This window comes from Jannaschia sp. W003 (assembly GCF_025144335.1).
Lineage (GTDB): Bacteria > Pseudomonadota > Alphaproteobacteria > Rhodobacterales > Rhodobacteraceae > Jannaschia.
In genome coordinates this window covers 1,450,133-1,475,453 of the sequence record NZ_CP083539.1, presented here as the reverse complement: position 1 = coordinate 1,475,453, position 25,321 = coordinate 1,450,133, and the positions used below count along the sequence as shown (strand labels likewise).

The following is a 25,321-nucleotide window of genomic DNA, read 5'->3' as shown; positions in this document are numbered from 1 at the left end:
CCGCCGCGCGCGAGGGCAAGCGGGGCGCGGTGAACCCCGCCCCCCCGGCGCGCGTTCGCCCCCGCAACCGGAGAGCCCCATGACCGTCCGCGCAGTCCTCGTCCTCGTGCTCGCCGTCGCCTTCGCGCTGGCCCCCGTGCTCGGCCCGTCCTTCGCAGGCTACGACCCCGCGCAGTTCCCGGTGCGGATCGAGGAGCCGCCCGTGCAGCCCGCGGGCTACGCCTTCGCGATCTGGGGCGTGATCTACCTGTGGCTCGTCGTCTCCGCCGCGTTCGGGCTGTGGCGGCGCCGCGACGACGCCGGCTGGGACGCCACACGCCTGCCCCTGATCGTCTCGCTCGGCGTGGGCGTGCCGTGGCTGGCGGTGGCGCTCGCCTCGCCGCTCTGGGCCACGGCGATGATCTGGACGATGCTCGTCGGCGCGCTGGTGGCGCTGATCCGCACCCCGTCCCGCGACCTGTGGCTGCTGCGCGCGCCGGTCGGCCTCTATGCCGGGTGGCTCACGGCGGCCTCGGCGGTGTCGCTGGGGCTGCTCGCCGCCGGCTGGGGCCTGCCGCCCTTCGGCCCCGTGGGCTGGGCCTTCGCCGCCCTCGCCGTGGGCATCGTGGTGGCAGCGGCGATGCTGCTCCGCCGCCCCTCGCTGCTCTATGGGGTGGCGGTGGCCTGGGCGCTGGTGGCCGTCACGGTGCGCAACGGGCTGTCGCCACTGGGCCTTTTCGCGCTCGTCGCGGCGCTGGCGGTGTTGGGCCTCGCCCTCGCCCGCCTGCGCCGCGAGCGCGCGCCTTAGATCGTCGCGTTGGTCGCCCCGCCGTCGAGCAGGATGTTCTGCCCGACGATGAACCCCGCATGGACCGAGGCGAGGAACGCGCAGGCCGCGCCGAACTCGGCCGCCGTGCCGTAGCGCCGGGCCGGGATCGTCGCCTCGCGCTGGGCGCGCGCCTCGTCCATCGTGACGCCCTGCGCCTTCACCACGCCTTCGTCGAGCGAGGTCGCCCGGTCGGTGTCGTGGATGCCGGGCAGGAGGTTGTTGATCGTCACCCCGTCGGCGGCCACCTGCCGCGCGGTGCCGGCCACGAAGCCCGTCAGCCCGGTGCGCGCGGCATTCGACAGTCCCAAGACCGGGATCGGCGCCTTCACCGACTGCGAGGTGATGTTAACCACCCGCCCCCAGCCGCGCCGCTGCATGGCGGGCAGGCAGGCCTGCATCAGGGCGATCGGCGTCAGCATGTTGGCGTCGAGCGCGGCGATGAAGTCGTCGCGCGACCAGTCCGACCACATGCCCGGCGGCGGCCCGCCCGCGTTGGTCACGAGGATGTCCGGCTCGCCCGCCGCGGTCAGCAACTCGGCCCGCCCCGCTTCCGTGGTCACGTCGCAGGCCACCGCGTCCACGCGCACGCCATGCGCCGCGCGGATCGCCTCGGCCGTCCGCTCCAGCGCTTCGGCCCCGCGCCCGTTGACCACGAGGTCGCAGCCCGCCGCCGCCAGCGCCTCCGCGCAGCCGCGCCCCAGGCCTTTCGAGCTGGCGCAGACCAGCGCCCGCTTGCCCCGGATTCCCAGATCCATGTACGTCTCCCCCTGCTTCGCGGCCCGGCCTAGCACCGCCCCGCGCCCGCGTCATCTGTACCGCGTCCGCGCAAGCCTCGGAAACGTGACCGGGATCGCCCCGCGGGGGCCGTGATTATGCCCGCGCCGTGGACGATGATGGCCCCCATGACCGACTCGCCCCTCCTGCGCATGAGCCGCTGCGCCGCGCTGCCCGCCGGCGCCCTCCTCGTCGAGACCGGCGCGCTGATGGGCGACCCCATCGGCGGGCTCGGGGACGTGGTGGCCGGCGACGTCTACGCGCTCGACCCCGGGGCCGCGGAGCGCGAGCTTGTGATCGCCCGCGGCAGCCGCGGGCCGGAGGTGGGCGCCGGCTCCTCGCTGGGCACGCCTGGCGCGGCCATCGCGCCCCTCGCGCGGCACCAGCTGATGAGCGAGCGCGGCGCCGGCGTCGAGGTGCTGGTGGTGGAGATCGAGGGCGCGCGTCACGTGCTGCCCCTCGGCCCCCTCGGGCCGCGCGACGAGTACACCCTGATCGCCTCCGAGGCCGTGGCGGGCGAGCTGGCCAGCGTGGCCTCGGTGTCGTTCACCCGCGGCACCTGCGTGACCATGGCCGGCGGCCTCCAGCGTCCCGTGGAGACGCTGGAGCCGGGCGAGCGCGTGCTGACCCGCGACCACGGCCCCCGCCCCGTCCGCTGGATCGGCCGCCAGTCGGTGCGCGCCGAGGGCGCCAACGCCCCCGTGGTCATCTCCGAGGGCGCCATGGGCAACGCCCGCACCCTGATCCTGTCGCCCGACCACCGCCTGTTCGTGTACCAGCGCACCGACGCGCTGCGCGCCGGCCGCCGCGAGCTGCTGGTGCGCGCCCGCCACCTCGTGAACGACGACACGGTCTGGCGCGACGCGGGCGGCTACGTGGAGTATTTCCACCTCCTCTTCGATGCCCACGAGATCATCTACGTGGAGGGCATCCCGGCCGAGAGCCTTCTGGTCTCCGAGGACGTGCTCGCCGGCTTCGACGAGGCCCTGAGCGCCGACGTCACCCTCCGCCTCGGCGGGCGCGCGCAGGCGCCCGCGCCGGGATTGGAGCCCAGCGCCTCGGACTTCGACGGCGTTGATGCCGCCGCGATCCTGCGCCGCGCCTCCACGCGCTGACTTGGCGCTTGCAGCCGCCGCCCCGCTGCGGTCCCCTCGCCCGCGGGAGGACCGGGCCATGAGACTCGAAGGAAAGTGCGCGATCGTCACGGGGGGCGCCTCGGGCTTCGGGCGGGGCATCGTCGAGGTGTTCCGCCGCGAGGGCGCCGAGGTCATGGTCGCCGACCTGAACCGCGACGGGGCCGAGGCGGCCGCGCGCGAGACCGGCAGCCGGGCGGCCGGCTGCGACGTGTCGAAGGACGCCGACTGGCGGGCGCTGACCGCCGCCGCGCTCGACGCCTTCGGCCGCATCGACGTGCTGGTGAACAACGCCGGCATCACCCACCTGCCCAAGCCCATGGAGGAGGTGGACGAGGCGGAGTTCGACCGTGTGCTCGCGGTGAACGCGAAGTCCGTCTACCTCTCGGCCCGCCACGTGGTCCCCGTCATGAAGAGTGCGCGGGCGGGCGCGATCCTGAACGTCGCCTCCACGGCGGGCGTCTCGCCGCGCCCCCGGCTCAACTGGTACAACGCGTCGAAGGGCTGGATGATCACCGCCACCAAGGCCATGGCGGTGGAGCTGGCGCCCGAAGGCATCCGCGTGAACTGCTTGAACCCCGTGGCCGGCGACACGCCTCTGTTGAAGTCGTTCATGGGCGAGGACACCCCCGAGATGCGCGCGAAGTTCCTCTCCACCATCCCGCTGGGCCGGTTCTCGACGCCGCAGGACATGGGCGAGGCTGCCGCGTTCCTGTGCTCCGATGCGGCCTCCATGATCACCGGCGTCGGGCTCGAGGTCGACGGCGGGCGCTGCATCTGATGCGCCTCGCGGTACGCGTCGACGTGCTGGCGGGGCGCTTCGCCTCGCAACGGCTCGCGTTCGCGCACCTCCTGGATGCGGCCGGCGCGGCGGGGCTGTCGCCCGATTTCGACCACGTCGAGGTGATCGCCCCGCCGCACGGCCCGCGCCTGCGCGGCTACTTCGACGAGGCGACCGCCGCGCGCATCGCCGACGAGGCGGGCGCGGACACCGTGATCCTCGTACTGCCCGGCGCGCTGATCACCGGCGCCTTCCGCGAGGACGCCCGCCTGCGCCGCCTGGGCCGCTTCGACGGCACCATGGTGCGCGCGTGAGGCCCGGGCCGCGCAACGCGATCACCGACGTGACGGGCCTACGCGTCGGCTCGGCCCACGACGACGCCTTGCGATCGGGCACCACGGTGCTGGTGGGAGAGCGCCCCTTCGTGGCCGGGATCGACATCATGGGCGGCGCGCCCGGCACGCGCGAGAGCGACCTGCTAGCCCCCGACAAGCTGGTGCAGGACGTGGACGCGCTGGTGCTGTCGGGCGGCTCGGCCTGGGGGCTGGCGGCCTGCGACGGTGCGATGGCGGGGCTGCGCGCGATCGGGCGCGGCTTCGCGGTCGGCGCGGCGCGCGTGCCCATCGTGCCCGGCGCGATCCTGTTCGACCTCCTGAACGGCGGCGCGAAGGACTGGGACGCGAACCCCTACCCCGCGCTCGGGCGCCGCGCGCTGGAGGCCGCCTCGGTGGACGTCCCCTGCGGCAGCTTCGGCGCGGGTTTCGGCGCGCACGCGGGCGACCTGCGCGGCGGTCTCGGCACTGCCTCCGCCGTGCTGGACGACGGCACGACGGTGGGCGCGCTAGTGGCCTGCAACGCCTTGGGCCGGGTCTGCGACGACGGGGGCCGCTTCCTGACCGCCCCTTGGGCCTTCGCGGGCGAGCTGCCCGGCGGTCCCGGCACCCTGCCCCCGGACTGGGAACCCCAGACCCCGCGGATGCCCGGCGAAAGCACCACCATCGCCATCGTCGCCACCGACGCCGCCCTCACGCAGGCGCAGGCCACGCGGCTGGCCGCGGCCGCACAGGACGGGCTGGCCCGCGCCATCGCGCCCAGCCACACGCCGCTCGACGGCGATCTGGTGTTCGCCGCCAGCACCGGGGCGCGCCCCCTCGCCGATCCGGTGTGGGACGCCATGCGGCTGGGCCATGCTGCCGCGACCTGCCTCGCGCGCGCCGTGGCGCGCGGCGTGGCGGCGGCGGCGCCCGGCGGCGCCCTGCCCGCCCACCGCGAGCGCTGGCCCGGCGCGTAGTCCGGCGCCGTTGCCGCGATCGCGCCGATCGGGCGGCGGCGTCGCGCGATCGTGGCGAAACCGTGGCGGCACCGATCGCGTTAACCTTTCGGATCAACCGGAGGACATCCCATGCGCGCCGCTCTCGCCCTCGCCGCCACCCTCGTGGCCCTGCCGGCCGGCGCGCATGTCGCGCCGGTCGTGCCGATCCTGCCCGACACCCTCGGCCTGTCCACCACGCCGCCGGTCACGGAGTTCAGGATCCGCTCCGGCGCCGACGAGATGGCGCGGCCCCAGCTCGGCGCCTACGTGGGCGCCGCCGAGGAGAACGCCACCGCGTTCCGCGGCCCCTACGGCTTCGGCCAGTGCCCTGCCGGCACGCTCCTGACCACGTTCGGCACCTGCGCCGACGAGCGCGGCCGCTAGCGCCGCGCCGCGAAGAACACCCGCAGGAGCTCGGCCGCGCGCGCGGCCTCCAGCCCCTCGATCACCTCGGGCGCGCCGTGCGCCTGCGGGTGCTCGAAGACACGCGCCCCGTGGAGCACGCCGCCCGACTTCGGGTCCGGCGCGCCGAAGCACAGCCGCGTCACCCGCGCGTGGGCGATCGCGCCCGCGCACATGGCGCAGGGCTCCAGCGTCACCCAGAGCGTGCAGCCCTCCAGCCGCTCGGAGCCGAGCGCTTCGCAAGCCGCGCGCAGCACGAGCATCTCGGCATGGGCAGTCGGGTCGCTCCACTCGCGGCAGCGGTTGCCTGCGCGCGCGATCACCGAGCCCCCGCGAGTGACGCAGGCGCCCACGGGCACCTCGCCGCGCCGCGCGGCGGCCTCGGCCTCCTCCAGCGCGACGGGCATGAACGAGCGGAACATGGGGCCGTGCCTGCCGCCCCCGGGGCGCGCGCGCAAGGCGCTTCCCATGTGGCCCGCGTGGGCGTAGGGGCGCCCCATGTCCGACGAACAGCAAGAACGTCTCGCCAAGCGCATCGCCCGCGCGGGCCTCGCCTCGCGCCGCGAGGCCGAGACGATGATTGCCGAGGGCCGTGTCGCGGTGAACGGCAAGCCCGCCGACGGCTCCGAGCCGGTCGGCCCGCGCGACCGCGTGGCGGTGGACGGCACGCCCCTGCCCGCCGCCGAGCCCGCGCGCCTATGGCTGCACCACAAGCCCGCGGGCCTCGTGACCACCGAGTCCGACGAGCTGGGCCGCCCGACCGTCTTCGACGCCCTGCGCGCGGAACTTGGGCGCGTGCTGTCGGTGGGCCGGCTGGACCTCAACTCCGAAGGCCTACTGCTGCTGACCAACGACGGCGGGCTGAAGCGCCGGCTGGAGCTGCCCGAGACCGGCTGGCTGCGGCGCTACCGGGTGCGCGTGAACGGGCACCCCGACGAGGCCGCGCTGGAGCGGCTGCGCGCGGGCATCGAGGTGGACGGCGAGCGCTTCGCGCCGATGCAGGCGGTGCTCGACCGCGAGGTGGGCGCGAACGCCTGGCTCACGGTCGGCCTGCGCGAGGGGCGCAACCGCGAGATTCGGCGTGCGATGGAGGCCGTGGGGCTGAAGGTCGCGCGGCTGATCCGCACGAGCTACGGGCCGTTCCAGCTGGGCAACCTGCGCCCCGGCGCGGTCGAGGAGGTGCGCCCGCGGGTGCTGCGCGAGCAGCTCGGCGGGCTGTGGGAGGGCGAGATCGCGCAGGCGCGCCGCCCCGGAGAGGCGGGCCCGGCGCCCGCGAGGGATCAGGCGATGAGCGACGACGAGCGACGGGGCGGCAAGGGTCCGGGCAAGGCCGGTGGGCGCGGACCGGGCAAGCCGGGTGGTGCGGGACGAGGACGGCCTGGGGATCGCCCCGGCGGCGACCGTCCGCGGAGCGGCGGTGGCGGCAAGCCGGGCGGGTTCGCGGGCGGCAAGCCCCGGCGCGACGGCGACGAGCGTCCCCGCGACGGCGCCAAGCCGCGCGGCGAGGGCCGCCCGCCCCGCGCCGAGGGCGAGCGCCGCTTCGAGCGCCGCGACGGCCCGGCGGGGGATCGCCCCCGCGGAGACGGACCCCGGGGCGAGTCGCGCGGCCCCCGCTCGGGCGGCGACCGGCCTCGCGGCGAGGGAGGCGCTCGCAAGGAAGGCGGCCCGCGCAAGGACTACGGACCCCGCAAGGACTATGGCCCGCGCCGGCGCGACGAGGACGCGGGGCGCGACGGCACGGGCGATGCCAAGGCGCGGCGGCCCCGGCCCTCGGGCGACCGGCTCGTCGACCACGGCAAGGGCCGCTCCGACGACGCCCGCCCGCCGCGCCCCCGCCGCGACGACGCCGGCCCTAAGCGGGCGGGCGGCGGCGGCAAGCCGTTCGCCGACCGGCCCCGCGGGGACGGGCCTCGCGGCGATCGGCCGGGTGGCGACAAGCCGCGCGGCGACCGGCCCTATGGCGACAAACCCCGCGGCGACGGCCCGCGCGCCCCCCGTTCCGGCGACCGGTTCGACCGGGGCGGCAAGCCGGGCGGCCCGCGCTTCGGCAAGCCGCCGGTGACGCGCAACGACGGCAGCGGGTCGACGCCCGCGCGCCCTACCTCCGACGAGCGCAAGCAGGCCATGCGCGACGACCCCTCGGTCAGCATCCGAAAGGGCGGCCAGCGCGGCGGCCCGAAGCGCGGCGGCCCCCGCAAGCACCCCAAGGGCGGCGGCAAGACGTAAGGACGGGCGCTCCCGCCGAGGAGGCGCCGCTCAGGCGTCGGGCGTGTGGCGCTTGATCATGCCGATCTGGCTAAAGATGAACACGAACATCGCCAGCGGCAGGCCGAAGGTCTTGAACGACACCCAGGCGTCGGTGCTCATGGTCCGCCAGATCGCCTCGTTGGCCACGGCCAGCGCCACGAACAGCCACATCATGCGCCGCGTGAGGATGGTCCATCCTTCGGCGTCCAGCGGCATGGTCTCGCCCAGCACCATCGACAGGTAGGACCGGCCCCGCCACAGCCCGAACGCCAGCACGGCAGCGAAGAGGGCGTAGATCAGCGTGGGCTTCATCTTGAAGAACCGCTCGTCGTTGAGCCACACCGACAGCCCGCCGAACACGGTCACCAGCACCGCCGTCACGATCTGCATCTGACTCAGCTTGCCGGTCAGCCACCACAGGGTCGCGGTGGAGAGGAGGATCAGCGGGATGAAGGCGGCCGTGACGACGATGAAGCCGTCGTACTCGGTGCCGCCCACCGTGAGGCTGCTGTCGCGCAGGCGCAGGTAGGCTAGGAAGAACAGCGCCACCGGGCCCAGCTCCAGAGCCGTCCTCACCCATCCGGGCACGCGTCGTTCCGCCATCGGTGGTCCTCCCTCGGGCCACGCGGGGGCATAGCGGAGCGGGCGACGGGGGTCCAGCATGCCACGGGACACCGTTCCGCGACGGGGACGCTACCCCAGCTCCACGAGCACCGCGCCCAGCGCGATCGCCCCCATCAGCGCCACCCGGCGCGGCCCCGTGCTCTCGCCCAGCCAGACCCAGCCGATCAGCGCGGCGAACACCGCCGAGGTCTCGCGCAGCACGGCGGCCTCGCCCACCGAGCCCAGCCGCGTCGCCATCATCACCGCGCCGAAGCTGCCCCATGCGATCACCGCGCCGGACAGGCCCAACCGGACCAGCTCGCGGGTGGGGCGGAAATGGCCCCGCGCGGCTGCGATCAGCGGAAAGTCGAGGGCGGTGAGGAAGAAGAACCAGAACAGGAAGGTGAAGGGGTTGGGCGTCGCGCGTATGCCGGCCGCGTCCCAGGTGGTGTAGATCGCCACCGTCAACCCGGTGGCCACGGCGAGGCCGAGCGCCGCCGGAAGCGTCCGGCGCGCGGCCGCATCGACGTGGCGCAGGTTGTAGGCCGACAGCCCGAACAGCCCCGCAAGCACGACGGCCACGCCGGCCCATTGCCCGGGCGAGAACCGCTCGCCGAACACGATGCCCGCAGCGATCACCGCGAAGAGCGGCCCCGTGCCCCGCACCACCGGATAGACCACGGTGAAGGCGCCGCGCTGGTAGGTCTCGGCCTGCAGCACCTTGTAGAGGAAGTGGATCACCACCGCGCCCGCGAGGAAGCCCCACTGCGCGCCGCCCTCGGGCCAGGGCACGAGGAACAGGGCGGCCGGCGCCGAAATCGCGACCAGGCCGGTGTCGATCGACGCGCGCGCGGCGTAAGGAGGAACCCGGCCCTTCTGGAGCGCGCCGAACAGGGCATGGAGGAACGCCGCCGTCAGCGCCAGCGCAGAGGCGATGGCGGCACCCGTGGGGGTGCCCTCGACGGCCATGATCCAGTCGATCACGTCAGCGCAGCCAGCGGTCGCGCGGATCGGGCCCCAGCGCGTCGAGGGTGGACAGGAGCACGGGCGCGCGCGCTTCGCCCACCCAGATCAGCGCGTCGCGGCAGGGCACGCGGATGCGGAACAGGGTGCACAGGCTGCGCACGATGCGCTCCTCCAGTCCGATCTCGCGATACTCGGGGATCACGCCGAGCAGCTCGATCAGGCCGATCGGCCCTTCCCAGCCCGCGGGCGCGAGGTGGGGGCGCGCCTCGGCGCGGCGGTGCAGCTCCAGGGCGACGCCCTGCCCCACAAGCATGTCGCGGTCCCGTGCCCACAGGGCTGCCACGCCGCGGAAGCCCTCGGGGGCGGCGGCCTTGGGCGTCAGACCGGAGGCGAGCATCATCGCCTCGTGCTCGGCGCCCGAGGGCGGGCGCTCGTCGATCCGGGGCTCGGCGAGGCGGCTCAAGCGCGCGGCATCCGGCGGAACCCCCGCCCCGCCGCGAAGGTTTTTCCGCGAGGAGGACGGAGCGTGGAGAGTTTCGCGGACGAGTTCACGGGGGCCTTCGGGTCGGTCTCGATGCCCGTGGTGGCGGCGCGGATGCTGGCCGCGCTCGTCCTCGGCGCGGTGATCGGGTTCGAGCGCGAGTGGCGCGACAAGCCCGCGGGCCTGCGCACCCACATGCTGGTCGCCGCCGCCGCGGCTCTCTTCGTGATCGTGGGCCAGCAGCTCGGCACGCTGCATCTGGATGCCGACGTCGACAAGCGCATGGACCCGCTGCGGCTGATCGAGGCCGTTACCTCGGGCGTGGCCTTCCTCGCGGCGGGCGTGATCTTCACGCAAGGCGGCAAGGTCCGGCACCTGACCACGGGCGCCTCGATGTGGATGGCGGGCGCGATCGGGCTGGCCTGCGGCGCGGGGCAGATGCCGGTGGCCGCGCTCGCCACGGCGCTCGTGGTGCTGGTGATGGTCTGCGTGCGGCAGCTCGAGAAATGGATGGGCACGTACGACTGAAGGCTCACACATCGATCTCCGCGCCCGTGAGGGCGGCAGCGAACTCCTCGGGGTCGAAGGCATCCAGATCGTCGATCTGCTCGCCCACCCCGATCGCGTGGATCGGCAGGCCGAAGCGGTCCGCCAAGGCCACCAGCACGCCGCCCCGCGCGGTGCCGTCAAGCTTGGTCATCACCAGCCCCGTGACGTCGGCGATACGCTGGAACACCTCCACCTGCGCCAGCGCGTTCTGCCCCGTGGTCGCGTCGAGCACGAGCACAGTGTTGTGCGGTGCCTCCGGGTCGCGCTTGCGCAGCACGCGCACGATCTTGGCCAGCTCCTCCATGAGGTCGGCCCGGTTCTGGAGGCGCCCCGCGGTGTCGATCAGCAGAAGGTCCGCGCCCTCGGACTCGGCCCGCCCGTAGGCGTCGAAGGCGAGGCTGGCCGGGTCGGTGCCGTGGGCGGCCGTCATCACGGGGACGCCCGCCCGCTCGCCCCAGATCTGGAGCTGCTCCACGGCGGCGGCGCGGAACGTGTCGCCGGCGGCGATCACGACGCGCTTGCCTGCGGCGCGGAACTGCGAGGCGAGCTTGCCGATGGTGGTGGTCTTGCCCGAGCCGTTCACGCCCACCACCAGAACCACCTGCGGGCGCTTCGCGTAGAGCGGCAGGGGACGGGCCACGGGCTCCATGACGCGGGCGATCTCGGCGGCCAGCAGCGCCTTGATCTCGGGGACGGACAGGCGCCGGCCCATGCGTCCCTCGGCGAGGTTCGCGGCGATGCGCGTGGCGGTGTCCACGCCCATGTCCGAGGCGATCAGCAACTCCTCGAGACGCTCCAGCATGTCGTCGTCGAGCACGCGGCGCGGCGCGCCGGCGCCGGGCACGACACGCTCCACGAGGCGACCCAGCAGGCCGGGGCGCGCGGGCGCCTCGGGCGCAGGCGCGGGCGTCTCGGGCATCGGCGCGGGGGTGACGTCGAGCGGGGGCACGACCGGGGCGGGCGCCGACACGGGCGGCGTCTCGGCGGGGGCCTCGGCGGCGGGGGCGGCCGCGGCCCCGTCCTCGACGATCTCCTCTAGCCCCTTCTCCAGCCGCGCGGAGGAGTTAAACATCCGGTCCTTGAGCTTCTTGAAGAACGACATGGCGCCTCCCCTTTCCCGCCCCCCCTAACCCGCAGGGTGTGTGGGGAAAAGCGCGGTTGACACCGCGCCGCCCCCGCCCAACCTCCTTCCCATGCTCCGTGCCTGCGTCGCCCTCCTCGTCGTCGCCCTGTCCGGGGCCGCCCCCGCGGCCGCGGCGGAAGCGGCGGCCCCCGAGGCCCCGGCGGCGCGCTGGTGCTCCGAGGGGCGCTACGGCCCCGCGCGCTGCATCCGCCGCGAGACCTTCGCGCGCGACGTCTGCGCCCAGATCGAGGCCGAGGCGCGCCAGCACGCCCTGCCCCCCGCCTTCCTCGCCCGCCTCCTGTGGCAGGAGAGCCGGTTCGACCCCAACGCCGTCAGCCCCATGGCGGCGCGCGGCATCGCCCAGTTCATCGACGGCACCGCCAAGCTCCGGGGGCTGCGCGACCAGTTCAACCCGGCCGAATCCATCGAGAAGTCGGCGCACTATCTGGCCGAGATGGCGCGGCGCTACGGCAACGTCGGGCTGGCGGCGATCGGCTACAACGGCGGCGAGCGCCGCGCCGAGGGCTGGATCGCGGGCACCGGCGGGCTCGCGCGCGAGACGCTGGACTACGTGCGCATCATCACCGGGGCCTCCGCCGAGACGTGGCGCGACGCGCCGCCCGAAGGCAAGACCTTCGCGCTCGACGGCGGCGACGACTTCCGCGCCGCCTGCGAGGCCATGGCCCGCACGCGCCGCGTCTCGCCCCTCGCCGCGCCGCCGCCGCGCCTCGCCCCCTGGGGCGTGCAGGTGGGCTACGGCGCCGACCGCGGCGCGGCGCAGGCCTCGTTCGCGCGCCAGACGAGTAGCTGCGCGGGGCTGGCCAACGCGGCGCGGCGCGAGCTGGTGACCGTGCGCGGCCGCGGGCCGGGCCGTCCCGATTACGTGGCCGTGCGCCTCGCGGCGCCGTCGCGCGACGAGGCCGAGGGCCTGTGCCGCCGCCTCGCCCGCGCGGGCTGCGTCTGCCGGGTCTTCCGCAACCCCTGAGGGCTCGGCACGCGCCGGCCCCATCGCCATCCCCTTGACGGCGCATGCCTTTCCCGTTTCCCATTCCGGCCCGAATTGGGCGTCATACCCGGCGTGTCCCGCAGCATGGTGGTGGAACCGATGCGTCCGTTGATCCCCTTCGTCCTCGCCCATGGCCTCTCGGTCGCGCTCGTCGTCGCCGGCGCGCTCTTCGACGGGGTCTGGGACTACGCCTCGTTCCTGTGGATGGCCTGGGTCACCGCGGCGCTCGACCACTTCTTCCAGGAGAACGGCCCCGCCCCCTCGGAGCGCGGCGCGCGGATCCTCTCGACCGTGCTCGGCCTCACCCACTTCGCGGTGCTGCCCCTCGCGGTCCACGCGCTCGCGCAGGGGGGCTTCTGGCTCAACTGGGCGGTCTACTTCATGGCGGTGGGCCTCTTCATGGGCCAGATCATGAACTCCACCGCCCACGAGCTGATCCATACCTCGGGCCGCTTCCGCCGCGCCGTGGGGCGCTGGATCTACGTGACCCTGCTGTTCGGCCACCAGACCACCGCCCATCCGGGCATCCACCACATCTGGGTCGCCACGCCGCGCGACTCGAACACCGCGCGCTACGGCGAGTCCTGGTGGCGCTTCGTGATGCGCGCCTGGCACCACTCGTTCTGGAGCGGGCTGGCCCTCGAGAAGGCCCGCCTGCGCCGCATCGGCCTGCATGGCTGGCACCGGCGCAATCCCTACTGGCAGTACCTCCTCGGCGCCGGCGCCACGATGCTCGCGATGGGCCTGTGGCTCGGCTGGGCCGGGCTCGGGGCCTACTTCGCGATCTGCATGCTCGCGCAGCTCCAGCTCCTGCTGACCGACTACGTGCTGCACTACGGCATGCGCCGCCGCGAGATCGGCGAGGGCCGCTGGGAGCCGGTGGGCCCGTCCCACTCTTGGAACTCTCCCCACGCGATCTCGAACCTGCTGACGCTCCACGGCCCGCGCCACTCCGACCACCACGCGCACCCCACCCGCGGCTTCGAGGCCCTGCGCCTCGATCCCGAGCTGCCGATGCTGCCCTACGCGCTGCCGGTGATGGTGACGCTCGCCTTCGTGCCGGCGGTGTGGCGCCACGTCATGAACCCGCGGGTGGACGCCCTGCACGGCCAGACCCTAGTGTCGCCCGAGCCGCCCCCCTCCGGAGACCTCGAATGCGCGCCGTCCTGATCCTCGCCCTGCTCGCCCCGCTTCCCGCCGCGGCGGCGGAGCGCGCCGTCACCGCCACCGAGTTCGCCGCGATGGTCGAGGGGCAGACCGTGCGCTTTGACCGCTACGGCGAGCCCTTCGGCGCCGAGCAGTACTTCAGCGACGGCCGCGTGATCTGGGCCTTCGAGGAGGGCACCTGCCAGCGCGGCATCTGGTTCGAGAACACCGCCGGCAAGATCTGCTTCGTTTACGACAGCGCGCCCGAGCCGCAATGCTGGGACTTCCTGGAGACAGACGACGGCGCGTTCCACGCCCGCGCCGAGGGGGAAGCGCCCGAGGCCGACCTCGTGGCACGTGCGTTCGACACCGAGGACCTGGACTGCCCGTTGCCCGATCTGGGGGTGTAAGGGGCTAGACGGTGAAGGGGGCTCTGCCCCCGGCGCTGCGCGCCTCCCCCGAGATACTTGGGGGCCAGAGGAAGGGGGGCGGCGCGCTGCTGACCCCTCGTAAGTCATCAACTGCTGAGAAGTGCTCTTAGAACAGCGAGCCCTGATCGGGGGGCGCGTCCTTCGCCTTCGCGGGGCGCGCGCCGCCGATCCGCATGCGGCCGTCGGCGAACTCCAACTCCAGCGCGGGGGCGTCGCGGGCCTCGGCGGCGGTCTTGACCACGCGCTCGCCGGAGCGGGCGATGGCGAAGCCGCGCGCCAGCGTCTCGCGGTGGCCAAGTGACTGGCGCAGACGGTCGAGCGCCCGCAGGCGATCGGCCAGCCGCGCCTGCCGCGCGCGGGCGATCGAGGCGAGCCGCGCGACGGCCTGCCCCAGCCGACGCCCGTCGCGCTCTGCAGCGCGGGTGAGCGGGCGGGACGTCAGCCGCGCTGCCGCCGTGTGGAAGCGCCGGCGGGGATCGCGGAGGAGCCGCGCGGGCGCGGGCATCGCGAGGCGGTCGAGCCGCGCGCGCAGCCGCTCGGTGCGCCGCCCCGGCGCCTGCGCGAGCCGAGCGGCCACCGCCTCCAGCCGCGCGCGCGCCGTGGCGAGGCGGGTCCGCAGCGCCTCGGGGCTGGCGCGCGCATCGAGCCGCTGGAAGTGCAGCCGCGCCCGCCCCGCCCGCGCCCGCAGCGCGGCCGGCAGCCGCTCGGCGGCCCGGTCCAGCCGCGTGCGGGGCCGCTGGAGCAGCGCCTCGGGACGCGGCAGGCCCCGCCCGACGTCGCCTAGCCGCTGCCGCGCGCGCCGCGCACGGCCTTCCGCGGCACGGCGCCCGCGCTCGCCCAGGGTGTCGACGTGGGCGGCGAGGTCGCGCCGCACCGGCACCGCCATCTCGGCGGCCGCCGTGGGCGTGGGCGCGCGGCGGTCGGCGGCGTGGTCGATCAGCGTGGTGTCGGTCTCGTGGCCCACGGCCGAGATCAGCGGGATGCGGCAGTCGGCGGCGGCGCGCACCACCACCTCCTCGTTGAAGCCCCACAGGTCCTCGACCGAGCCGCCCCCCCGCGCCACGATCAGCAGGTCGGGCCGCGGGATCGGCCCCCGGCCGTCCATCGCGTCGAATCCGCGGATGGCGGCCGAGACCTCGGGCGCGCAGGCCCGCCCCTGGACCGCCACGGGCCAGATCACCACGCGCCGCGGGAAGCGGTCGCGCAGGCGGTGGAGGATGTCGCGGATCACCGCGCCCTGGGGCGAGGTGACCACGCCGATCACCTCGGGCAGGAACGGCAGCGGGCGCTTGGCCGAGGCCTCGAACAGCCCCTCGGCGGCGAGGGCGAGGCGGCGCTTCTCGAGCATCGCCATGAGCGCGCCCTTGCCGGCGGCCTCCACGGCGTCGACGTTCATGTTGTACTTGGACTGCCCCCCGAAGGCCGAGAGCTTGCCGGTGACGATGACCTCCAGCCCCTCCTCGGGGCGCACCGCGAGGCCGGCGACCTGGCCCTTCCAGGTGGTGCAGGCCAGCACGTTCCGGTCGTCCTTCACGTCGAAGTAGAGGTGCCCCGACTTGGCGCGGAACACGCGCCCCACCTCGCCGCGCACGCGGATGCGCCCGAAGCGGTCCTCGAGCGTGCGCTTCACCGCGCCCGACAGCTCGGCCACGGTGAACTCGGGCTCGTTGCGGCCCGGGGGGCCGTCGTCTTCCAGCAGGTCGTCCATGGGGGGCGGTCTAGCGCCCGGGGCCGCGCGGGGCCAGCGCTTGCCGCCGCCCCCGCCCTGCGGCTAGGGGACGTGAAACCCAGGAGGCATGCCCCGTGAACATCCTGATCCTCGGCGGCGGCGGCCGCGAGCACGCCCTCGCCTGGGCGACGTTGCAGAACCCCAAGTGCGACCGCCTCGTGGTGGCCCCCGGCAACGCCGGCATCGCGCGCATGGCGGAATGTGCGGACCTGCGCGTGGACGATCCCGCCGCGGTCGTCGCCTTCGCCGACGAGGAGAGCATCGACCTCGTGATCGTCGGCCCCGAGGCGCCGCTGGTGGCGGGCGTGGCCGATGCGCTGGCCGAGGCGGGGGTCGCCTGCCTCGGGCCGACGCGCGAGGCGGCGCGGCTGGAGGGGTCGAAGGCGTTCACCAAGGAGATCTGCGCCGCCGCGGGGGCGCCCACCGCCGCATACGCGGTGTTCGACGATCTCGATGCGGCGCTGGACCACGTCACACAGCGCGGCGCGCCCGTGGTGGTCAAGGCCGACGGACTGGCCGCCGGCAAGGGCGTCACCGTGGCCGCGACGGTCGAGGAGGCGCACCTCGCCCTGCGCGACGTGTTCGACGGCCGCCACGGCGAGGCCCGCGCCGTGGTCGAGGACGTGCTGCGCGGCGAGGAGGCCAGCTTCTTCTGCCTCGTGGACGGCGAGACCATCCTGCCCCTCGGCTCCGCGCAGGACCACAAGCGCGTCGGCGAGGGCGACACCGGCCCCAACACCGGCGGCATGGGCGCCTACTCCCCCGCCCCGGTGATGACCCCCGAGGTGGAGCGCCGGGCGCTCGAGGAGATCGTGTGCCCCTGCATGGCGGAGATGGCGCGGCGCGGCACGCCGTTCCGGGGCGTGCTGTTCACCGGGCTGATGATCGAGGACGGGGCGCCGAGCCTCGTGGAGTTCAACGTCCGCTTCGGCGACCCCGAGTGCCAGTGCCTGATGATGCGCCTCGGCGGGCAGGCGCTCGACCTCGTGCAGGCCTGCGCCGAGGGGCGGCTGGGTGACGCGCGCGTCCGCTGGGCGGACGATCACGCGATGTGCGTGGTGATGGCCGCGAAGGGGTATCCGGGGGCCTACGCGAAGGGCTCCGCGATCGGCGGGATCGAGGATTTCGCGGGCACGTCCGACCGCATGGTGTTCCACGCCGGCACCGCGCGCGAGGGCGGACGCTACGTGGCCGCGGGAGGGCGCGTGCTGGGGGTAGCCGCGCGGGGCGACACGTTGCGCGAGGCGCGCGATGCGGCCTACGCGGTCGTCGACGCGGTGGACTGGCCCGAGGGGTTCTCGCGCCGCGACATCGGCTGGCGCGCGCTGTGACCGGCTGGCCCCGCTGGGCGCTGCTCGGCGCGCGCGTGCTGCTGGCGATGCTGTTCGTGGCGGGCACCGTGCAGAAGCTGCTCGACCCCGGCCCGGCGGGGCTGCTCTTGGCCGAGCGGGGCCTGCCCGAGGCGCTGGTCTGGCCCGCGCTCGCCTTCAACGCGGCCGTGGCGGTGGCGCTGCTCGTGGGCTGGCGGCTGGTGCCGGTGGCGCTGCTGGCGGCGGCCTATTGCGGAGCGACGAGCCTGTTTCACTTCGTACCCGAAGATGGGTGGCAGATGTCGATCTTCGTGAAGAACTGGGCGATCGCGGGCGGGCTGCTGGCGCTGGCCGTGGCGGCGGAGGCGGCGGCGCGACAGGTCACGCCCCGGACTTGATCCGGGACCTCCGGGTGCGGTTGGTTGCTTTGCAGCGGGTGCGCCCGTGGAGGGCGGAAGCCCCGGCGCAAGGCCGGGGCGTAAGGGGTGGCTTACGAGGCGCATTCGGGCACCGGCCCGCTTGCGGGGCCGAGGTCGCGGGGGATCAGGCGGCCCCGGTTGAGGCGCACGGCGACGTGGCGGGTGCGGTCCGCCGAGAGCAGCACCATCTCCGCCCCTGCCCCGCAGCGCCGCACCGTTCCGCCAATCAGCTCCTCGCCGATGGCGTGGTTGGTGAGGCCGGGCAGCTCGGCCACCGGCTCCAGCGCGCCCGCCCGCCAGCGCCAGACGCGCAGGACCTTCGCGAGGTGGGGGCGGTCGACGAAAGGAAGTTCCACCGCGCCGTCGCCGTCGAGGTCGGCGGGCGCGAGGGGCGCCAGCCAGCGGAAGCGCGTGCCGATGGGCGGCGTGGCGTCCAGGAGCCGCAGGGTGCCCGCGCGCAGGCCGTAGACGGCGAGCTGCGCCCCGCGCGAGAGCGAGGAGCGCACGGCGACGACCTCGGGCTGGCCGTCGCCGTCGAGGTCGGCGAGGCGCGGCACGGTGTCCTCGAACACGTGCTCGGGACCCGAGCCTATGGCCGCGAAGGTGCAGCCCCCGGCCGCGCCGGGCACCGCGAGGCGCAAGGTCAGCGCGTCGGGGACCGTGCCGAGGATCCCGTGGGCGTAGGCGCGCGTCGGCTCCTCGTACCAGGCGGCCCAGTCCCCCGCGACCGCCGCGCCCGGCGCCAGGGCGCGGGCGTGGACCTCGGCGAGGCAGTCCGCGGCGCCGGCCCCGCCGCCTGCCAGAAGCAGCGCGAGCGCGGCCGCCGCGAGGCGGCGCATCAGATCTGCTTCTCGGGCATCCGCACCACGAGGCCGTCGAGCGCGTCCGTCACCTTGAGCTGGCAGGTCAGGCGCGACTTGGCGGGATCGGGCTCGTAGGCGAAGTCGAGCATGTCCTCCTCCATCGCGTCCTTGGCGGGCAGCTTGTCGGTCCAGGCGGGGTCCACGTAGACGTGGCAGGTGGAGCAGGCGCAGGCGCCGCCGCAGTCGGCCTCGATGCCGGGGATGCCGTTGTCGCGCGCGCCCTCCATCACCGTCAGTCCCACGGGCACGTCGACGATGTGCTCCCGGCCGCCGTGCTCGATGTAGGTGATCTTGGGCATGGGTCTCTCCCTGGGGATTTTCGCATCAGGTAGTCCGCGGGTGGCGGCGGCGCAACAAGCCCGCGGCACGCGGCGCGCCCCCGTTCCCGCCCCGCTCCGCCCCCGGTAGCGTCCCGGCAATGATCCGCGCCCTCGCCCTTCCGCTCCTGCTGGCCGCCTGCGCCGCCGCGCCCGAGACCCGCCGCGACGCGCCCCCGCGCCAGTGCCACGCCCGCGCCGCCATGCCCGAGGCGAGCCTCGATGCCGCGCCGGGCGTCGGCGGGGCGTGGTTCCCGGCCCCCTGCCCGCTCATGGCGAACGATCCGCTGTTCGTGGCGCAGGTGCAGCGCGCGCTCGCGGCGCGGGGGCTCTACCGGGGCGAGGCGTCGGGCTTCTACGACGCGGCGACCCGCGACGCCGTGCGCCGATACCAGGGCGACGCCGGCCCCGACAGCGACTGGCTGAGCCTCGACGCGGCGCGGCGCCTCGGGCTGGTAACCGTGGCGCGCGATGCGGGCTGAGGCGCCCGGGCGCCTGCCGCTCCTCGACCTCGCGCGGGCCTTCGCACTGGTGCAGATGGCGCTGTTCCACCTCGGGCGCGACCTCGACACCATGCTGCCGCCGGCGCTGCGCGTAGCGGAGTGGGGCTTCTCGTTCGGGCCGCTCTGGCAGGGCTGGGCCGCGTCGATCGCGGGCAGCTTCGTGTTCCTGGCCGGCGTGTCGCTGTGGCTGGCGCACGGGGCGGCGTTCCGGCCCGCTTCGTTCCTGCGGCGCCTCGGGGTGCTGGTGCTGGCGGCGGCGGCCGTCAGCCTCGCGACGTGGGCAACGTTCCCGTCGCAGTGGGTTCGCTTCGGGATCCTCCACTCCATCGCCCTGAGCAGCGTCGTCGGCCTCCTGTTCCTGCGCCTGCCGGGCCCCGTCACGGTGCTGGCGGGCCTCGCCGCGGTCTGGGCGGGTCGGACCCTCGACCTCGCGGCCTTCGCGGACCCGTGGTGGCTCTGGACGGGGCTGAGCGCGCAGATCCCGCCGATGATGGACTACGAGCCGCTCCTGCCCTGGACGGGGCCGTTCCTCATCGGGCTGGGGGCCGCCAGGATCGCGGACCGGGCGGGATGGATCGATCGGCTGCGGGGCTGGCCCGAGGGGCCGGTCTGGCGGCGGCTGGGCTGGCCGGGGCGGCACAGCCTCGCCGTGTACCTCGTGCACCAGCCGGTGATCGTGGGGGCGATCCTCGCGGGGGCATGGGTGGCGGCGCGGCTCTAGAGACGAGAACGGGCGCCCGGAGGCGCCCGTCCCGTGCACGTCGGTGACCGGAGGGTCACTCGGCGTCCGCTTCCTCCAGCGACAGCGCCACGAAGCGCGGATCGCCCTGCCGGCGGACCAGCAGGAGGAAGGATTTCTGCCCGGCCTCGCGGGCCTCGGCGATGCGCGCCTCCAGCTCGCGGATCGTGGAGACGCGGACCTGCCCCGCCTCCTCGATCACGTCGCCCGCGCGCAGGCCCTTCTCGTAGGCCGCGGAGTCGGCGTCGATGTCGGCCACCACGAGGCCCTCGGCGTCGTCCTCCAGCCCGAGCTGCGTGCGGAGCTCGTCGTTCAGCGTGGCGACCGTCAGGCCCAGCAGCTCCTTGCTGTCGGGGCCCTCTTCGATCTCCTCCTCGGCGCTGGCGGGCACGGGGCGCTCCGCGTCCTCGCGGCGGCCCAGGGTGACCAGCAGCGTCTGGGTGGCCCCGTCGCGGAACACGGTGACGCGCACTGCCTCGCCCACGGGCGCGTTGCCCACGGTGCGGACCAGCTCGCGCGTGTCCTCGATCTCCTTGCCGTCGAAGCTGAGGATCACGTCGCGCGCCTCGATGCCGGCCTCCATCGCCGGGCCCTCGGGCACGTCGGTGATCAGCGCGCCACGCGCCGTCTCGAGGCCAAGCGCCTCGGCCAGCTCGGGGTCGACGTCCTGGATGCGCACGCCCAGCCAGCCGCGGCGGGTCTCGCCGAACTCCTGGAGCTGGTCGATCACGCGGGTGACCACGTTCGAGGACATCGCGAAGCCGAGGCCGATCGAGCCGCCGTTGGGCGACAGGATCGCGGTGTTCACGCCGATCACCTCGCCGTCCATGTTGAACAGCGGGCCGCCGGAGTTGCCGCGGTTGATGGCCGCATCGGTCTGGATGTAGTCGTCGTAGGCGCCCTGAAGCTCGCGCTCGCGGGCCGAGACGATGCCGGCCGAGACCGAGAAGCCCTGGCCGAGCGGGTTGCCCATGGCCATGACCCAGTCGCCGGTGCGCATCACGTCCGAGTCGCCGAACGGCACGAACGGCAGCGGCGCGTCGCTCTCGACCTTCAAGAGCGCGATGTCGGTGTTGGGGTCGGTGCCGATCACCTCGGCGGGCAGCTCGGCCCCCGACCAGAACTCGATCAGGATCTCGTCGGCGTTCTCGATCACGTGGTTGTTCGTGACGATGTAGCCGTCCTCGGAGATCACGAAGCCCGAGCCGAGCGCGGAGCCGCGGCGCGACGGGGGCCGGCGGGGGCCGTCCTCGCCCTCGGGCAGGTTGCGGCGGAACTCCTCGAAGAAGTCCTCGAGCGGGTTGCCGGGGTTGGGGCCGCGGACGCCGGCGGCGACCGTCGAGCTGGTGGTGATGTTCACGACGCTGTCGTCGACCTTGTCCACGAGGTCGGCGAAGGTGTCGGGGCGACCCTGCGCGGCGGCCGGATCGGCGGCGACGCTGCCCAGGCTCAGCGCCACGCCGAGGGCGGCGGGGGCGAGGAATCGCCGGTTCAAGGTGTCTGCGAGCAAAGCTGTCCCTCCTGCGGATCGCGTCCCTGTCGCCCCGCGAAGCCGCGCGGGCGCGGACGCCTACGTGGCATATCCGCATCACCCCTCGGGGGATCAACGCGCGGGGGGTCACGTTGCCGAGAGTGCGCGCGCGGCCTGCGCTTGGCAAGCCGCCGCACCGCCCCCCGGACGTGCGAAGGCCCCCGCGCGGGGGGCCTTCGGAAGCTTCGGTTGGGGGCCGATCAGTTGCCGGTAGTGGCGTCCGGCGCGGCGGGCTGGATCGGCACCGTGACGGTGGTGGTGCCGTCCAGCACGGTGCCCTCGGAGTCCGTGCCGTCGTCGATCGGGACGCCGTCCACGTCGACGGTACCGCCGAGCGCCGCGTCGTCGCCGGTGGCGGTGTCCTCGGATGCCGCGTCGTCGCCGCGCGGGCCGGTTAGGCCGTCCACGGGCGCCTCGGGCGTCGGATCGCCGCCGACGATTCCGTCGTCGGCGGCGGGCTCGTCGGGCTCCGACGGGGCGGCCTGCGGCTCGGACACCGCAGGGGTGGGCGCGGCGGCCTCGGACGGGGCCGGACGCGGCGCACTGCCGCGGTCGGTCTTCAGGTAGTCGAAGAACTCCGAGTCGGGGCTGAGCACCAGCGTCGAGTTGGTGCCCTTGATCGCGCGCTCGTAGGCGGTGAGCGAGCGATAGAACTCGAAGAACTCCGGGTCCGACGAGAAGGCCTCGGCGAAGATGCGGTTGCGCTCCGCGTCGGCCTCGCCTCGCGCGATCTCGCCCTCGCGGCGGGCGTCCGAGGTCAGCTCGACCACGGTGCGCTCGGCCTGGGCGCGGATGCGCTGCGCGGCCTCCTCGCCCCGGGCGACCTCGTCGGCGGCCTCGCGCTCGCGCTCGGCGCGCATCCGGGCGAAGGTCGCATCCAGGTTCTGCGGCGGCAGGTCGGTGCGCTTGAGGCGCACGTCGATGATCTGCAGGCCCAGCGCCAGCGCCTCGTTGCGCGCCGCCTGGGCGATGCGGGCCATCAGGGCCGCCCGGTCCTCGGACAGGATCTCGTTCGAAGAGACCGAGCCGAGCACCTCGCGCATCTCGGCACGCAGGATCGAGTCGAGCCGCTGCTCGGCGGCGACCACGCCGCCGGTGCCGACCGCCTGCCGGAACCGCTCCACGTCGGCGATGCGGTAGCGGGCGAAGGCGTCCACCACGAGGCGGCGGTCGTCCGAGGGCGTCACCTCGATCGGATCCACGTCGCGCGACAGGATGCGGTCGTCGTAGAACACGACGTTCTGGAGGAACGGCAGCTTGAAGGCGAGGCCGGGCTCCTCCTTCACGTCGACCACGCGGCCGAACTGGAGCACGAGGGCCTTCTGGCGCTCGTCGACCACGAAGACGGAGGCGAAGATCACGACGAGGGCGACCAGCGCCACCGGGATCAGGAGTGCGGTGCGCTTCATCAGTTGTCTCCTCCCTGGGCGGCACGGCCACCGCGGAGTTCGTTGAGGGGCAGGTAGGGCACGATGCCCTGACCGCCGCCGGCGCCACCGCCGCCGAGGTTGTTGTCGACGATGATCTTGTCGACGTCGCCGAGCACCCGCTCCATGGTCTCGAGGTAGAGGCGCTTGCGGGTCACATCCGGCGCGAGGGCGTACTCGCCGAGCACGGCCGAGAAGCGCGACGCCTCGCCCGAGGCCTCGTTCACGGTCTGGGCGCGGTAGGCCTCGGCCTGCTCCAGCACCTGCGCGGCCTCGCCCCGGGCGCCCGCGAGCACGCGGTTGGCGTAGGCGTCGGCCTCGGACTGCAGGCGGTCGCGCTGCTGCTCGGCGGCCTGCACCTCGCGGAAGGCGTCGATCACCTCGGCGGGCGGGTCGGCGCGGTCGAAGTTGACGCGCAGGATGTTCACGCCGGCGTTGTAGCTGTCGAGCGTGGCTTGGATGAGCTGGTCCAGCTCGTCGGCGATGATGCCCCGGTCCCGGTTGAGGATGGGGGCGAGCTGCGAGCGGGCCACGATCTCGCGCATGGCCGACTCGGACACGGCGCGGATGGTGGCCTCGGGGTCGCGCAGGTTGAACAGGAAGCGCGCCGGGTCGGCCACGTTCCAGACCACCTGGAAGTCGATGTCGACGACGTTCTCGTCGCCCGTGAGCATCAGGCCCTGCTCGCCGCGCGCGCCGCGGTTCACGCCCACGTCGATGGTGCGCTCGGTGGTGACATTGATCACCTCCTTGGTGACCAGCGGCCAGGGCGCGAAGTTGAGGCCAGGCTCGCCAAGCTCCGAGAACTCGCCGAGGAACAGCTCCACGGAGCGCTGCTCGGGCCGCACGGTGTAGAACGAAGCCACGAGCCAGAGCACCGCGAGGAGCGCAGCGATGATGCCGACCGTGACGCGGTTGAACTCGAAGCCGCCGCCGCCCGGGCCGCGCCCGTTCGTGCCGCGGCCGCCGCGGCCACCCATGAGCACGCGGAGCTGGTCCTGACCCTTGCGCACGAGGTCGTCGATCTCGGGGATGCCCTCGCCGCGCGGGCCGCCGGGCCGGCGCGGACGCTGGGGCGGGCCGCCGCGCGGGGGCCTGTCGTCCCCGCCGCCGCCGCCCGAGTTGCCGCCGCCGCCGCCCCAGGGGCCAGTGGGTCCTGCCATGTGCTCCGTTCCTTCGTGAAGTCCGTTGGGGGGCATTTGAGCCTTCCGGCGCCGCGGTTCAACCGCGAACCCCCCGCCCTGCGACCGCCGGGCGCAGCGGGCGCCGCCCTGCGGCCCCGGTTCCCCGCACCCTAGTCGAGCGAGCGCACCGGCTCGCGCATCAGCACCATCTCCTCGGCGAGCGTCGGGTGCAGCGCGCAGGTGCGGTCGAAGTCGGCCTTGGTGGCGCCCATCTTCAGGGTCACGCCGACGAACTGGATCATCTCCGCAGCGCCCGGTCCGACGATGTGCACGCCGAGCACCTTGTCGGTCTCGCGGTCCACCAGCATCTTGAACAGCGCCCGCTCGTCGTCGCCCCCGAAGGCGCGCTGCATGGGGCGGAAGGCGGTGGCGTACACGTCCGTCGGGCCCGCCTCCTCGGCCTCCTCCTCGGTCATGCCGACGTTGCCCATCTCGGGCTGGGTGAAGGTGGCGGTGGGGATCAGGTCGTAGTCCATCGCCGTGGGCTCGCCGCGGAACACGGTCTTGTGGAACGCCACCGCCTCGCGGATCGCCACGGGGGTCAGCTCCACGCGGCCGATGGCGTCGCCCACGGCATAGATCGAGGGCACCGCCGTCTGGCCGTACTCGTCGACCTCGATCGAGCCGTCGCGGGCTAGCGTCACGCCCGCCTCCTCCAGCCCCAGGCCGAGGGTGCTGGGCTTGCGCCCCGTGGCCCAAAGCAGGGCGTCGTAGACCTCCTCGTGGCCCGAGGAGCCCTTCACGCGGATGCCGCCCTGGACCTTCTCGATCTCGGTGGGCGCGCAGCCGGTGTGGATCTCGACACCGCGGGCCTGCATGCAGTCGGCAACGTGGCCGCGCGCCTCGTCGTCGAAGCCGCGCAGGATCTGTGCCTTGCGGATGAACATCGACACGTCCACGCCGAGGCCGTTGAAGATGCCCGCGAACTCGCAGCCGATGTAGCCGCCGCCGACGATCAGCATCTTCTTCGGCAACGCCTCCAGCCCGAACACGTCGTCGGACACCATGCCGAGGTCGGCGTTCTCCATGGGCGGCACCACGGGGTGCCCGCCGGTGGCGACCAGGATGTGCTTGGCGGTGACGCGGCGGCCGTCCTCCAGCTCCACGGTGTGGGGGTCGGCAATGGTCGCGCGCATGTGGTGGATCTCGACGCCCGCCTTCTCGGCGTTCTCGGTGTAGGCGGCCTCCAGGCGGTCGAGCTCCGTGTGGAGCTTCGTGCGGAAGTGCCCCCAGTCCAGGGCCCCGGCGTCCATGCTCCAGCCGTACTCGCAGGCGAGCCGCGCGGCGTCGCGGTACTCCGAGGCGTAGACCATCAGCTTCTTGGGCACGCAGCCGCGGATCACGCAGGTGCCGCCCATGCGGCTGGATTCGGCGAGCCCGACCTTGTGGCCGTCCTGCGCGGTCAGGCGCGCGGCGCGCACCCCGCCCGAGCCGCCGCCGATCACGTAGAGGTCGTAGTCGAAGTCCATGGGGTGCCCTTCCGGTTGGCGCTGCCGCCTCCAGCTAGGGCCGGCGCGGACGGGCTGCAACGTGGCCC

At 74.4% G+C, this 25,321-nt stretch carries 27 protein-coding genes and 1 pseudogene; 15 read left to right on the top strand and 13 right to left on the bottom strand.

All coding sequences use genetic code 11. The features are described 5' to 3' along the window. Positions 1 to 79 precede the first annotated feature (79 nt). The gene (locus tag K3554_RS07210; protein ID WP_259945401.1) at positions 80 to 787 is read left to right on the top strand and encodes a tryptophan-rich sensory protein; all 708 of its coding nucleotides are present in this window, start codon (positions 80 to 82) and stop codon (positions 785 to 787) included. On the opposite strand, the gene K3554_RS07205 is transcribed toward K3554_RS07210, so the two are convergent. Further along, positions 784 to 1,563, bottom strand: a complete 780-nt coding sequence (locus K3554_RS07205) for an SDR family oxidoreductase (RefSeq protein WP_259945399.1) — start codon at positions 1,561 to 1,563, stop codon at positions 784 to 786. The two genes, K3554_RS07210 and K3554_RS07205, sit on opposite strands and share 4 nt — an antisense overlap. A 147-nt stretch (positions 1,564 to 1,710) precedes the next feature. Between K3554_RS07205 and K3554_RS07200 the strand changes: the two genes are divergently transcribed. The 5 genes from K3554_RS07200 to K3554_RS07180 all read left to right on the top strand — a co-directional run bounded on the left by K3554_RS07200 (position 1,711) and on the right by K3554_RS07180 (position 5,192). After that, on the top strand, positions 1,711 to 2,697 hold the full coding sequence (locus tag K3554_RS07200) for a Hint domain-containing protein (RefSeq protein WP_259945397.1): 987 nt from the start codon (positions 1,711 to 1,713) through the stop codon (positions 2,695 to 2,697). A 58-nt stretch (positions 2,698 to 2,755) separates the two neighbouring features. Next, the gene (locus K3554_RS07195; protein ID WP_259945394.1) at positions 2,756 to 3,496 is read left to right on the top strand and encodes an SDR family oxidoreductase; all 741 of its coding nucleotides are present in this window, start codon (positions 2,756 to 2,758) and stop codon (positions 3,494 to 3,496) included. Continuing rightward, positions 3,496 to 3,810 (top strand): hypothetical protein, encoded by a 315-nt coding sequence (locus tag K3554_RS07190; RefSeq protein WP_259945391.1) that lies wholly within the window; start codon positions 3,496 to 3,498, stop codon positions 3,808 to 3,810. Before K3554_RS07195 ends, K3554_RS07190 begins: the two co-directional genes overlap by 1 nt. Then, a complete protein-coding gene (locus K3554_RS07185; RefSeq protein ID WP_259945389.1) occupies positions 3,807 to 4,787 on the top strand; it encodes a P1 family peptidase in 981 nt (326 codons plus the stop codon). The genes K3554_RS07190 and K3554_RS07185 overlap by 4 nt, the downstream gene beginning before the upstream one ends. Before the next feature lie 111 nt (positions 4,788 to 4,898). Then, positions 4,899 to 5,192 carry a hypothetical protein gene (locus tag K3554_RS07180; RefSeq protein ID WP_259945387.1) on the top strand — a complete coding sequence of 98 codons (294 nt, stop codon included), beginning with the start codon at positions 4,899 to 4,901 and terminating at the stop codon, positions 5,190 to 5,192. Here K3554_RS07180 and K3554_RS07175 read toward each other — a convergent pair. Continuing rightward, complete coding sequence (locus K3554_RS07175; RefSeq protein ID WP_259945385.1) at positions 5,189 to 5,632, bottom strand: nucleoside deaminase; 444 nt, start codon at positions 5,630 to 5,632, stop codon at positions 5,189 to 5,191. The two genes, K3554_RS07180 and K3554_RS07175, sit on opposite strands and share 4 nt — an antisense overlap. Before the next feature lie 76 nt (positions 5,633 to 5,708). Between K3554_RS07175 and K3554_RS07170 the strand changes: the two genes are divergently transcribed. After that, positions 5,709 to 7,436 carry a pseudouridine synthase gene (locus tag K3554_RS07170; RefSeq protein WP_259945382.1) on the top strand — a complete coding sequence of 576 codons (1,728 nt, stop codon included), beginning with the start codon at positions 5,709 to 5,711 and terminating at the stop codon, positions 7,434 to 7,436. A gap of 30 nt (positions 7,437 to 7,466) precedes the next feature. Here K3554_RS07170 and K3554_RS07165 read toward each other — a convergent pair whose 3' ends face one another. The 3 genes from K3554_RS07165 to K3554_RS07155 all read right to left on the bottom strand — a co-directional run bounded on the left by K3554_RS07165 (position 7,467) and on the right by K3554_RS07155 (position 9,489). Next, complete coding sequence (locus K3554_RS07165) at positions 7,467 to 8,060, bottom strand: inner membrane-spanning protein YciB (protein ID WP_259945378.1); 594 nt, start codon at positions 8,058 to 8,060, stop codon at positions 7,467 to 7,469. Positions 8,061 to 8,150: 90 nt separating this feature from the next. After that, positions 8,151 to 9,044, bottom strand: coding sequence for a DMT family transporter (locus tag K3554_RS07160; protein WP_259945375.1), 894 nt, complete (start codon positions 9,042 to 9,044; stop codon positions 8,151 to 8,153). Position 9,045: 1 nt separating this feature from the next. Beyond that, positions 9,046 to 9,489, bottom strand: a complete 444-nt coding sequence (locus K3554_RS07155; protein WP_259945373.1) for a hypothetical protein — start codon at positions 9,487 to 9,489, stop codon at positions 9,046 to 9,048. Positions 9,490 to 9,600: 111 nt separating this feature from the next. On the opposite strand from K3554_RS07155, the gene K3554_RS07150 reads away from it, so the two are divergent. Next, complete coding sequence (locus K3554_RS07150; RefSeq protein ID WP_259945824.1) at positions 9,601 to 10,035, top strand: MgtC/SapB family protein; 435 nt, start codon at positions 9,601 to 9,603, stop codon at positions 10,033 to 10,035. 4 nt (positions 10,036 to 10,039) lie between these two features. Here K3554_RS07150 and ftsY read toward each other — a convergent pair whose 3' ends face one another. Beyond that, the gene (gene ftsY / locus K3554_RS07145) at positions 10,040 to 11,158 is read right to left on the bottom strand and encodes a signal recognition particle-docking protein FtsY (RefSeq protein ID WP_259945371.1); all 1,119 of its coding nucleotides are present in this window, start codon (positions 11,156 to 11,158) and stop codon (positions 10,040 to 10,042) included. 91 nt (positions 11,159 to 11,249) lie between these two features. On the opposite strand from ftsY, the gene K3554_RS07140 reads away from it, so the two are divergent. The 3 genes from K3554_RS07140 to K3554_RS07130 all read left to right on the top strand — a co-directional run bounded on the left by K3554_RS07140 (position 11,250) and on the right by K3554_RS07130 (position 13,741). Beyond that, positions 11,250 to 12,164, top strand: a complete 915-nt coding sequence (locus tag K3554_RS07140; protein WP_259945369.1) for a lytic transglycosylase domain-containing protein — start codon at positions 11,250 to 11,252, stop codon at positions 12,162 to 12,164. Positions 12,165 to 12,284: 120 nt separating this feature from the next. Further along, complete coding sequence (locus tag K3554_RS07135) at positions 12,285 to 13,355, top strand: alkane 1-monooxygenase (RefSeq protein ID WP_259945822.1); 1,071 nt, start codon at positions 12,285 to 12,287, stop codon at positions 13,353 to 13,355. Continuing rightward, complete coding sequence (locus K3554_RS07130) at positions 13,340 to 13,741, top strand: hypothetical protein (RefSeq protein ID WP_259945367.1); 402 nt, start codon at positions 13,340 to 13,342, stop codon at positions 13,739 to 13,741. Before K3554_RS07135 ends, K3554_RS07130 begins: the two co-directional genes overlap by 16 nt. A 127-nt stretch (positions 13,742 to 13,868) precedes the next feature. On the opposite strand, the gene xseA is transcribed toward K3554_RS07130, so the two are convergent. Further along, on the bottom strand, positions 13,869 to 15,470 hold the full coding sequence (gene xseA / locus K3554_RS07125) for an exodeoxyribonuclease VII large subunit (RefSeq protein WP_259945364.1): 1,602 nt from the start codon (positions 15,468 to 15,470) through the stop codon (positions 13,869 to 13,871). 95 nt (positions 15,471 to 15,565) lie between these two features. Between xseA and purD the strand changes: the two genes are divergently transcribed. Further along, positions 15,566 to 16,822, top strand: a complete 1,257-nt coding sequence (gene purD / locus K3554_RS07120) for a phosphoribosylamine--glycine ligase (RefSeq protein ID WP_259945362.1) — start codon at positions 15,566 to 15,568, stop codon at positions 16,820 to 16,822. Then, the gene (locus K3554_RS07115; protein WP_311200383.1) at positions 16,819 to 17,199 is read left to right on the top strand and encodes a DoxX family membrane protein; all 381 of its coding nucleotides are present in this window, start codon (positions 16,819 to 16,821) and stop codon (positions 17,197 to 17,199) included. Before purD ends, K3554_RS07115 begins: the two co-directional genes overlap by 4 nt. A 92-nt stretch (positions 17,200 to 17,291) precedes the next feature. On the opposite strand, the gene K3554_RS07110 is transcribed toward K3554_RS07115, so the two are convergent. Next, positions 17,292 to 18,059, bottom strand: a complete 768-nt coding sequence (locus K3554_RS07110) for an FG-GAP-like repeat-containing protein (RefSeq protein WP_259945359.1) — start codon at positions 18,057 to 18,059, stop codon at positions 17,292 to 17,294. Beyond that, positions 18,059 to 18,382: a 2Fe-2S iron-sulfur cluster-binding protein gene (locus K3554_RS07105; RefSeq protein ID WP_259945357.1), complete on the bottom strand. Its 324-nt coding sequence runs from the start codon at positions 18,380 to 18,382 to the stop codon at positions 18,059 to 18,061. The genes K3554_RS07110 and K3554_RS07105 overlap by 1 nt, the downstream gene beginning before the upstream one ends. 119 nt (positions 18,383 to 18,501) lie before the next feature. Between K3554_RS07105 and K3554_RS07100 the strand changes: the two genes are divergently transcribed. Both K3554_RS07100 and K3554_RS07095 read left to right on the top strand, forming a co-directional pair. Beyond that, on the top strand, positions 18,502 to 18,882 hold the full coding sequence (locus K3554_RS07100; protein ID WP_259945355.1) for a peptidoglycan-binding domain-containing protein: 381 nt from the start codon (positions 18,502 to 18,504) through the stop codon (positions 18,880 to 18,882). Continuing rightward, positions 18,872 to 19,624, top strand: coding sequence for a DUF1624 domain-containing protein (locus K3554_RS07095; RefSeq protein ID WP_259945354.1), 753 nt, complete (start codon positions 18,872 to 18,874; stop codon positions 19,622 to 19,624). The genes K3554_RS07100 and K3554_RS07095 overlap by 11 nt, the downstream gene beginning before the upstream one ends. A 55-nt stretch (positions 19,625 to 19,679) precedes the next feature. Here K3554_RS07095 and K3554_RS07090 read toward each other — a convergent pair whose 3' ends face one another. From K3554_RS07090 to gorA, 4 genes and pseudogenes are all read right to left on the bottom strand, one after another. Continuing rightward, positions 19,680 to 21,152 (bottom strand): DegQ family serine endoprotease, encoded by a 1,473-nt coding sequence (locus K3554_RS07090; RefSeq protein ID WP_409197340.1) that lies wholly within the window; start codon positions 21,150 to 21,152, stop codon positions 19,680 to 19,682. 563 nt (positions 21,153 to 21,715) lie between these two features. Next, positions 21,716 to 22,582, bottom strand: a pseudogene (gene hflC / locus K3554_RS07085) (protease modulator HflC); the annotation flags it as partial. Next, a complete protein-coding gene (hflK, locus tag K3554_RS07080; protein WP_259945351.1) occupies positions 22,582 to 23,763 on the bottom strand; it encodes an FtsH protease activity modulator HflK in 1,182 nt (393 codons plus the stop codon). The pseudogene hflC and the gene hflK, both read right to left, overlap by 1 nt. A gap of 131 nt (positions 23,764 to 23,894) precedes the next feature. Next, a complete protein-coding gene (gene gorA / locus K3554_RS07075) occupies positions 23,895 to 25,253 on the bottom strand; it encodes a glutathione-disulfide reductase (protein WP_259945349.1) in 1,359 nt (452 codons plus the stop codon). Between the last annotated feature and the right edge of the window lie 68 nt (positions 25,254 to 25,321).